The organism is Pseudomonas sp. 05T35 (assembly GCF_056396605.1).
Genome location: NZ_JBFTLU010000226.1, coordinates 1 through 7,035 on the forward strand (window position 1 = coordinate 1; position 7,035 = coordinate 7,035).

Here is a 7,035-nt window from a genome sequence, read left to right on the forward strand (position 1 = left end):
ACCATGAACACCGCGACAATCCCGATCATCGGATACAGGTCGCCACCAAACTGAAACAACCCGGCGATCAGCGCCGCGCCAATCCCGATCACAAAGCCCATGTACGGCACGATTGCTGCCAGCCCGGCAATCAGGCCGATCAACAGCCCCAGCTCCAGCCCGACCAGCATCAGGCCCGCCGCGTAGATCACTCCCAACGCCAGCATCACCAGCAACTGCCCACGAACAAATGCGCCGAGCACCTCGTGACACTCGTCCGCCAGCGCTACCACTTGCTCTTCGCGATTACGTGGCAACAGGCTACGGAGCTTCGCCATCATCAGGTCCCAGTCGCGCAACAGGTAAAAACTCACCACTGGGATCAGCACCAGATTGGCCAGCCAACCGATCAATGCCAAACCCGATGCGGTGGCCTGGCTCAGCACGATACCGACGATGTCAGTGGCCTGCCCCATATGCTCGGTAATCGCAGCCTTGACCTTGTCGAACTTCCAGAACCCATTCGCCAACCCGAGCTTCGACTGCGCCCAGGGCATCGCCGTGTGCTGCAACCAATCGAGCATTTGTGGTGCCAGTTCATACAAGCGGAACAGCTGTTTGGCCAGCATCGGCACCAACACCAGTAACAGTGTCATGACGACCAGGGTGAACAGCGCGAACACCGCGACCACACCCCAGGTTCGCGACAGGCCAAATGCCTCCAGGCGATCCACCAGCGGGTCGAACAGATAGGCCAGTAACAGCGCCACCAGGAACGGTGTAAGGATCGGATGCAACAGGTACACAAATGCGCACAGCAGGGCTACCCCACCAAGCCATACCCAACGCCGTGTATCGGCCATGAATCACTCCAGCTTCTATATAAGGAAAGAAAATCTACCAACGGAAACTCAACTGCGCTTTGGGCGCGGGTGCCGGGGCGACCGCAGGTACTGCACCGCCGACCGAAGACTGAACCGGTGCAGGCGCAACGCCCGCCGGCACTTCTTGCAACTTCGCCAGACTCAACTGCGCTCGCAGTTGATCGGCACTGCCGTTGACGCGATACACAATCTGGTCGCCATTGACACTTTGCAGGTGCGCACCAAACGGCTCAAGCAAGCGCCCCAGCACCGCGTAACGCTCCAGATTCATGCCTTGCACCTCAAGCACCTGCTCGGTGGACGCTCCCGGCCTGGCAACGAAACGTGGTGCCAGGCGCTGACTCACCGCCAGCAATACCGCATCGGCCACAGCCGCACTGTCGGCCCCTTGCACGCTGCCTTGCTCGCGCTGGTCACCCAGCCATAAATGCCACTTGGCCTGCCACTGACCGCCCTCCTCCCGCGCATGCACGGCCAACAGAGCGTCCGCGCCGTAACGTTCGGAAATGCCATGCAACGGCGCCGGATCATTGCCTTCCAGATGCGGCGCAGTAGCGACGATCTGCTCGTTCAAGTCACCCAGCGGCAGGCGCAACGGCAGCCCCCGATGCTGTGCAGCACGCCGCAGCGGCGCGGCACTGGCCTGACCGTCTCCCACCAGGCTTGAGCCTTCGGTCGAATCGTTCAGCCACCAACCGAGAATCGACGGCCGATTGGCGCCCCACAAGGCCAGGCCTGCCTGACGCAGCGCCCGATCGGTGCTGACCGGATCGAAATCGACTTGCAGGCTTTCCGGCGGTCCGGCGTCGTAGCCATATCGGCTGATGATCTGCTGCGGGTCCTTGCGAATCGCCGCCAGCCCCGGGCTCTGCGCCGCCTTGGCGTCACCGGTCAGACGCAGCACCAGGGTATCCAGCGCACGCTGGGTGGCCTGGTCACGCTCCTCCGGGGTCTGACTGCTGACCGGCTCGCGCACTTGATAGAGACCGTTAACGGTTTGGGCATGACTCGCCAGGCTGACCAACGACAAACAGCCCACAAAAAGAAATTTACACAAACGCATGGAGGATTCCCGTCGACAAAAAGCGGCTGGAACAGACCGCATGAACAGACTTGAGCAAGGCTGTGACTGCCGGCCTGCGCAAAACATTCACGCAATCGATGGAAGTTTTCACTCTGTCATAACGATAGCCGGTTAACGGCTATACCTTATACAGCCACGAGCGAGGTCACCAGCACGGGCATTTTCGGTTTTTTTAACACGATATGCCTCTGCCCGTCGGCCCGAGGATGGCCGCTGCCCCTCAAGCCTGATAAAATCGCGCGCCTTCGTAGACCGGCAACGGCTGGGTACTCTGAAATACTTGCGCGGCAATCGCGTCACACGTATTTCAGCGCACTCGCCGAACTCGGTCGTTACCCCTGAATCCCCCCTAAAGGCCTGGATCATGAGCAAGCAACCCTCCCTGAGCTACAAGGACGCCGGTGTAGACATCGACGCCGGTGAAGCATTGGTCGAACGCATCAAGAGCGTCGCCAAGCGCACTGCGCGCCCGGAAGTCATGGGCGGCCTGGGCGGTTTCGGCGCCCTCTGCGAAATCCCGGCTGGCTACAAGCAGCCCGTGCTGGTATCCGGCACCGACGGCGTCGGCACCAAGCTGCGCCTGGCTCTGAACCTGAACAAGCATGACAGCATCGGCATCGACCTGGTTGCCATGTGCGTCAACGACCTGGTGGTCTGCGGTGCCGAGCCGCTGTTCTTCCTCGACTACTACGCCACCGGCAAACTGAACGTCGACACCGCCGCTCAAGTCGTCACCGGCATCGGTGCTGGCTGCGAACTGTCCGGCTGCTCGCTGGTGGGCGGCGAAACCGCTGAAATGCCTGGCATGTACGAAGGTGAAGACTACGACCTGGCCGGCTTCTGCGTGGGCGTGGTCGAGAAGTCGGAAATCATCGACGGTTCGAAAGTCGCCGCTGGCGATGCCCTGCTCGCCCTGCCGTCTTCCGGCCCGCACTCCAACGGCTACTCGCTGATCCGCAAGATCATCGAAGTGTCCGGTGCAGACATCGAAAACATCCAGCTCGATGGCAAGCCGCTGACCGACCTGCTGATGGCGCCAACCCGCATCTACGTCAAGCCGCTGCTCAAGCTGATCAAAGACACCGGCGCGGTCAAGGCCATGGCCCACATCACCGGTGGCGGCCTGCTCGACAACATCCCGCGCGTTCTGCCAAAAGGCGCGCAAGCCGTGGTTGACGTAGCGAGCTGGACCCGTCCGGCCGTATTCGACTGGCTGCAAGAGAAAGGCAACGTCGACGAAACCGAAATGCACCGCGTGCTGAACTGCGGCGTCGGCATGGTGATCTGCGTTGCTCAGGAACACGTCGAAACCGCGCTGAACGTACTGCGTGAAGCCGGCGAACAACCTTGGGTCATCGGTCAGATCGCTACCGCTGCCGAAGGTGCTGCGCAGGTTGAACTGAAGAACCTCAAGGCGCATTGATGCAAGAGCAAATGCCCGCAACCTGTGATGTCGTGGTGCTGTTGTCCGGCACCGGCAGTAACTTGCAGGCTCTGATCGACGACGCGCAGAACGCGGACAACCCTGTGCGCATTCGCGCGGTGATCTCGAACCGCGCTGATGCCTACGGCCTTCAGCGCGCCAGGGACGCGGGCATCGACACCCGCACCCTGGATCACAAGGTTTTCGAAGGTCGCGAGGCCTTCGATGCCGCCTTGATCGAATTGATCGACGCCTTCCAACCCAAGCTTGTGGTACTGGCCGGATTCATGCGTATTCTCAGCGCTGATTTCGTCCGTCACTATCAGGGTCGCCTGCTCAATATCCATCCCTCGCTGCTACCCAAATACAAAGGGTTACACACTCATCAGCGAGCGCTGGAAGCCGGCGACACCGAACATGGCTGCAGCGTGCACTTCGTCACCGAGGAACTCGATGGCGGACCACTGGTCGTACAGGCAGTAATACCGGTAGAGTTGCACGATTCGCCGCAAAGTCTGGCGCAACGGGTTCACGCCCGCGAACACCAGATTTACCCGATGGCCGTACGCTGGTTTGCCGAGGGCCGACTGAGCCTTGGCGAACAGGGTGCTTTACTGGATGGTCAGTTACTCGCGGCCAGCGGTCACTTGATTCGAAACTAGGAGATTTTATGCGTCGCGCCCTGCTCTTCGCTTGTGCTCTGTTCGCCCTGCCCCTTGCGCAGGCGGCAGACCTTCAACCGTTCTCCGCCAGCTACACCGCCGACTGGAAGCAGCTCCCGATGAGCGGCTCAGYCGAACGCAGCCTGTCGAAAAATGACAACGGCTCCTGGACCTTGAATTTCAAGGCCTCCATGCTGGTCGCCAGCCTGACCGAAGAAAGCACCCTGAAGCTGGACAAGGACGCCTTGCTGCCCCAGTCATATCGCTTCGAACGCGGCGGCCTGGGCAAAGCCAAGAAGGTCAATCTGGACTTCGACTGGACCACCAAGATGGTCACCGGCACTGATCGCGGCGACCCGGTCAAGGTACCGCTCAACACCGGCATGCTGGACAAGTCCACCTACCAACTGGCCCTGCAGCGCGATGTAGCCGCCGGCAAAAAAAGCATGAGCTACCAAGTGGTCGAAGGTGAAGACACCGACACCTACGACTTCCGCGTGATTGGCCAGGAGAAAGTCCAGACCAAAGCGGGCTCGGTCGATGCGATCAAGGTCGAACGCGTTCGCGACCCGACACAGAACAAGCGCATCACCGAAATGTGGTTCGCCAAGGACTGGGGCTACATCCTCGTAGCCCTGCGCCAGGTCGAGACCGACGGCAAGGAGTACAACATCATGCTCCTCGACGGTACGGTTGACGGCAAGGCTGTCAAAGGCAGCTAAGCAAGCAGCTCGAAATGAAGAAGCCTCGCCATTGCGGGGCTTTTTTTCGCCTGCCGGTTTGTGCCCAAGCCGTTGGAAACATGAAACTTCTGTCATGAAACCCGGCGCCCTGCGACCGAATGTCACGGCCCGCAAGGGCTGCGGGATTTTTTCAGTTTCTGCAAAAGATCATTACCGAGCGCGAGCATTTACTTAGCAAGCTAACAAAATATATAACAAAGGCCTGCACACGCCTTGCTGCAGAACAATTGAGATTGGAGCCAGCAGATGACTGTAAAAGTAACTGAACGCGACGATTCACATAAATCCCACGAAGGCGTAGCCGCCGGCATCCGGATCTGGGACGTCTATCAACAAGACATGCTGGTGGGGATGTTCCACTCCGAGAGCGATGCCCACAGCTACAAGGCCGAACTGGAAAATCTGGAACAGCAACGAGACGCCCGCTCCGTGTAATGACAGCATTGAAAACAACAAACCCCGCCAATGAGCGGGGTTTGTTGTTGTGGCAACCTTTAAAGGCTTACCACATCAGATCATCAGGGATCTGATAGGCCGCGTACGGATCGTCTTCGGCGCTGACTTCTTCTGTCTTCACATTCAGTTGCACGATGCGCCGTGGATCGCGCTCCTGGATCTTCAGGGCCGCTTCACGCGGGATCACTTCGTAGCCGCCGGCATGATGCACGATCGCCAGGGAACCGCTGCTGAGCTTGTTGCGCATCAGCGTGTTGACGCAGATGCGCTTGACCTTCTTGTCGTCCACGAAGTTGTAGTAGTCCTCGGTGGTCAACTTCGGCAAGCGCGAGACTTCGATCAATTGCTTGACCTGTGCGGCGCGGGCCTTCTGCTCAGCCTTCTCCTGCTGCTGGCGATTGAGTTCCTGGTCGCGCTTGACCTTCTCGGCCATGGCCTCCTGGGCCGCACGCTGCTGGGAATCATCGAGTTCGATCTGACCTTTATGGGCCAGGCGTTGCTGCTTCTGTTTTTCTTTGCCGACCTGTTTGGCCTGCTTTTGGTTGACCAGCCCTGCTTTGAGCAACTGGTCGCGAAGGGAAAGGCTCATGGTGCTTACTCACTTAGGCAACAGCTCAGCCGCAGCTGGGCAAATTCTTTTCCTGACGTTTGGCTTCGCCCCACAAGGCGTCCAACTCTTCGAGGGTGCAATCTTCTATGGGACGGCGGGTGTCGCGCAATGCCTGTTCGATAAATCGGAAGCGTCTTTCAAACTTGCTGTTGGCGCCGCGCAATGCGGTTTCGGGGTCGACCTTGAGGTGACGCGCCAGATTGACCACGGAAAACAACAGATCGCCGACTTCGTCACTGATCGCTGTCGTATCGTTATCCGCCATGGCTTCGAGTACTTCATCAAGCTCTTCGCGGACCTTATCGAGCACCGGCAACGCGTCCGGCCAGTCGAAACCCACCTGCCCCGCGCGCTTTTGCAGCTTGGCCGAACGGGACAACGCCGGCAGCGCTGCCGGCACATCATCGAGCAAGGACAATTGTTCGGGGGCGTGGGACTTCTCGGCCCGCTCCTCGGCCTTGATCTCCTCCCAGCGCTGCTTGACCTGCTCCTCACTGAGCCGCGGGATATCCAGTGGTGCGTACAGATCGCCCGTCGGGAACACATGTGGATGACGACGAATCAGTTTGCGAGTGATGCTGTCGACCACGCCGTCGAACTCGAAACGCCCCTCTTCCCGCGCCAGCTGGCTGTAATACACCACCTGGAACAGCAGATCGCCCAACTCACCCTGCAAATGATCGAAGTCGCCGCGCTCGATGGCGTCGGCCACCTCATAGGCTTCTTCCAGGGTGTGCGGGACGATGGTCTGGTACGTTTGCTTGATATCCCACGGACAGCCGAACTGCGGATCCCGCAGCCGGTTCATCAGGTGTAGCAAGTCTTGAAGTGAATACATCTATCAATCTCTTCACAAAACCCATGTGGGAGCGAGCCTGCTCGCGATAGGGCCGGCATATCCAGCATAACTGTTGACTGGACAACCGCCATCGCGAGCAGGCTCGCTCCCACATAAAGCAGCTCCCACACCGATCATCACGGGGTGCGGTTACGCCGGGTTTCGATGATGTTCGGCAATTGGGAAATACGCCCCAACAACCGCCCCAATGCGTCCAGCCCCGGAATCTCGATGGTCAGGGACATCAACGCAGTGTTGTCCTCTTTGTTCGAGCGGGTGTTGACCGCCAGCACGTTGATCCGCTCGTTGAGCAGCACTTGCGACACGTCACGCAGCAGACCGGAACGGTCGTAGGC

General features: G+C 59.4%; 9 protein-coding genes. 4 read left to right on the forward strand and 5 right to left on the reverse strand.

The features are described from left to right. Together AC1DH9_RS17655 and AC1DH9_RS17660 are read right to left on the reverse strand one after the other, a co-directional pair. Nucleotides 1-842: AI-2E family transporter (locus tag AC1DH9_RS17655; RefSeq protein ID WP_477808505.1), on the reverse strand; the 842-nt coding region annotated here is incomplete at its 3' end. Between the two features lie 34 nt (nt 843-876). Further along, a complete protein-coding gene (locus AC1DH9_RS17660; protein ID WP_427545986.1) occupies nt 877-1,926 on the reverse strand; it encodes a DUF2066 domain-containing protein in 1,050 nt (349 codons plus the stop codon). Nucleotides 1,927-2,311: 385 nt separating this feature from the next. Here AC1DH9_RS17660 and purM point away from each other — a divergent pair, with 385 nt between their 5' ends. The 4 genes from purM to AC1DH9_RS17680 all read left to right on the forward strand — a co-directional run bounded on the left by purM (nt 2,312) and on the right by AC1DH9_RS17680 (nt 5,210). Continuing rightward, entirely contained in the window at nt 2,312-3,370 is a 1,059-nt protein-coding gene (purM, locus tag AC1DH9_RS17665; protein WP_145020505.1) for a phosphoribosylformylglycinamidine cyclo-ligase, read from the forward strand. Nucleotides 3,371-3,381: 11 nt separating this feature from the next. Continuing rightward, complete coding sequence (purN, locus tag AC1DH9_RS17670; RefSeq protein WP_427546281.1) at nt 3,382-4,032, forward strand: phosphoribosylglycinamide formyltransferase; 651 nt, start codon at nt 3,382-3,384, stop codon at nt 4,030-4,032. 8 nt (nt 4,033-4,040) lie between these two features. Then, nucleotides 4,041-4,754 (forward strand): DUF3108 domain-containing protein, encoded by a 714-nt coding sequence (locus AC1DH9_RS17675; protein ID WP_477808506.1) that lies wholly within the window; start codon nt 4,041-4,043, stop codon nt 4,752-4,754. Between the two features lie 267 nt (nt 4,755-5,021). Further along, complete coding sequence (locus tag AC1DH9_RS17680; protein WP_054593565.1) at nt 5,022-5,210, forward strand: hypothetical protein; 189 nt, start codon at nt 5,022-5,024, stop codon at nt 5,208-5,210. Nucleotides 5,211-5,277: 67 nt separating this feature from the next. Here AC1DH9_RS17680 and AC1DH9_RS17685 read toward each other — a convergent pair whose 3' ends face one another. The 3 genes from AC1DH9_RS17685 to AC1DH9_RS17695 all read right to left on the reverse strand — a co-directional run. Continuing rightward, entirely contained in the window at nt 5,278-5,820 is a 543-nt protein-coding gene (locus tag AC1DH9_RS17685) for a DUF2058 domain-containing protein (protein WP_427546246.1), read from the reverse strand. Nucleotides 5,821-5,845: 25 nt separating this feature from the next. After that, a complete protein-coding gene (gene mazG, locus AC1DH9_RS17690) occupies nt 5,846-6,679 on the reverse strand; it encodes a nucleoside triphosphate pyrophosphohydrolase (protein ID WP_427546248.1) in 834 nt (277 codons plus the stop codon). A 137-nt stretch (nt 6,680-6,816) separates the two neighbouring features. Next, a partial coding sequence (locus AC1DH9_RS17695) for an ACT domain-containing protein (protein ID WP_477808507.1) occupies nt 6,817-7,035 on the reverse strand: 219 nt, incomplete at its 5' end.

What these genes read in the sequence shown, in the direction of transcription:
- AC1DH9_RS17660 (WP_427545986.1), bottom strand. Translation starts at nt 1,926, where the DNA reads ATGCGTTTGTGTAAATTTCTTTTTGTGGGCTGTTTGTCGTTGGTCAGC.
- purM (WP_145020505.1), top strand. Translation starts at nt 2,312, where the DNA reads ATGAGCAAGCAACCCTCCCTGAGCTACAAGGACGCCGGTGTAGACATC.
- purN (WP_427546281.1), top strand. Translation starts at nt 3,382, where the DNA reads ATGCCCGCAACCTGTGATGTCGTGGTGCTGTTGTCCGGCACCGGCAGT.
- AC1DH9_RS17680 (WP_054593565.1), top strand. Translation starts at nt 5,022, where the DNA reads ATGACTGTAAAAGTAACTGAACGCGACGATTCACATAAATCCCACGAA.
- AC1DH9_RS17685 (WP_427546246.1), bottom strand. Translation starts at nt 5,820, where the DNA reads ATGAGCCTTTCCCTTCGCGACCAGTTGCTCAAAGCAGGGCTGGTCAAC.
- mazG (WP_427546248.1), bottom strand. Translation starts at nt 6,679, where the DNA reads ATGTATTCACTTCAAGACTTGCTACACCTGATGAACCGGCTGCGGGAT.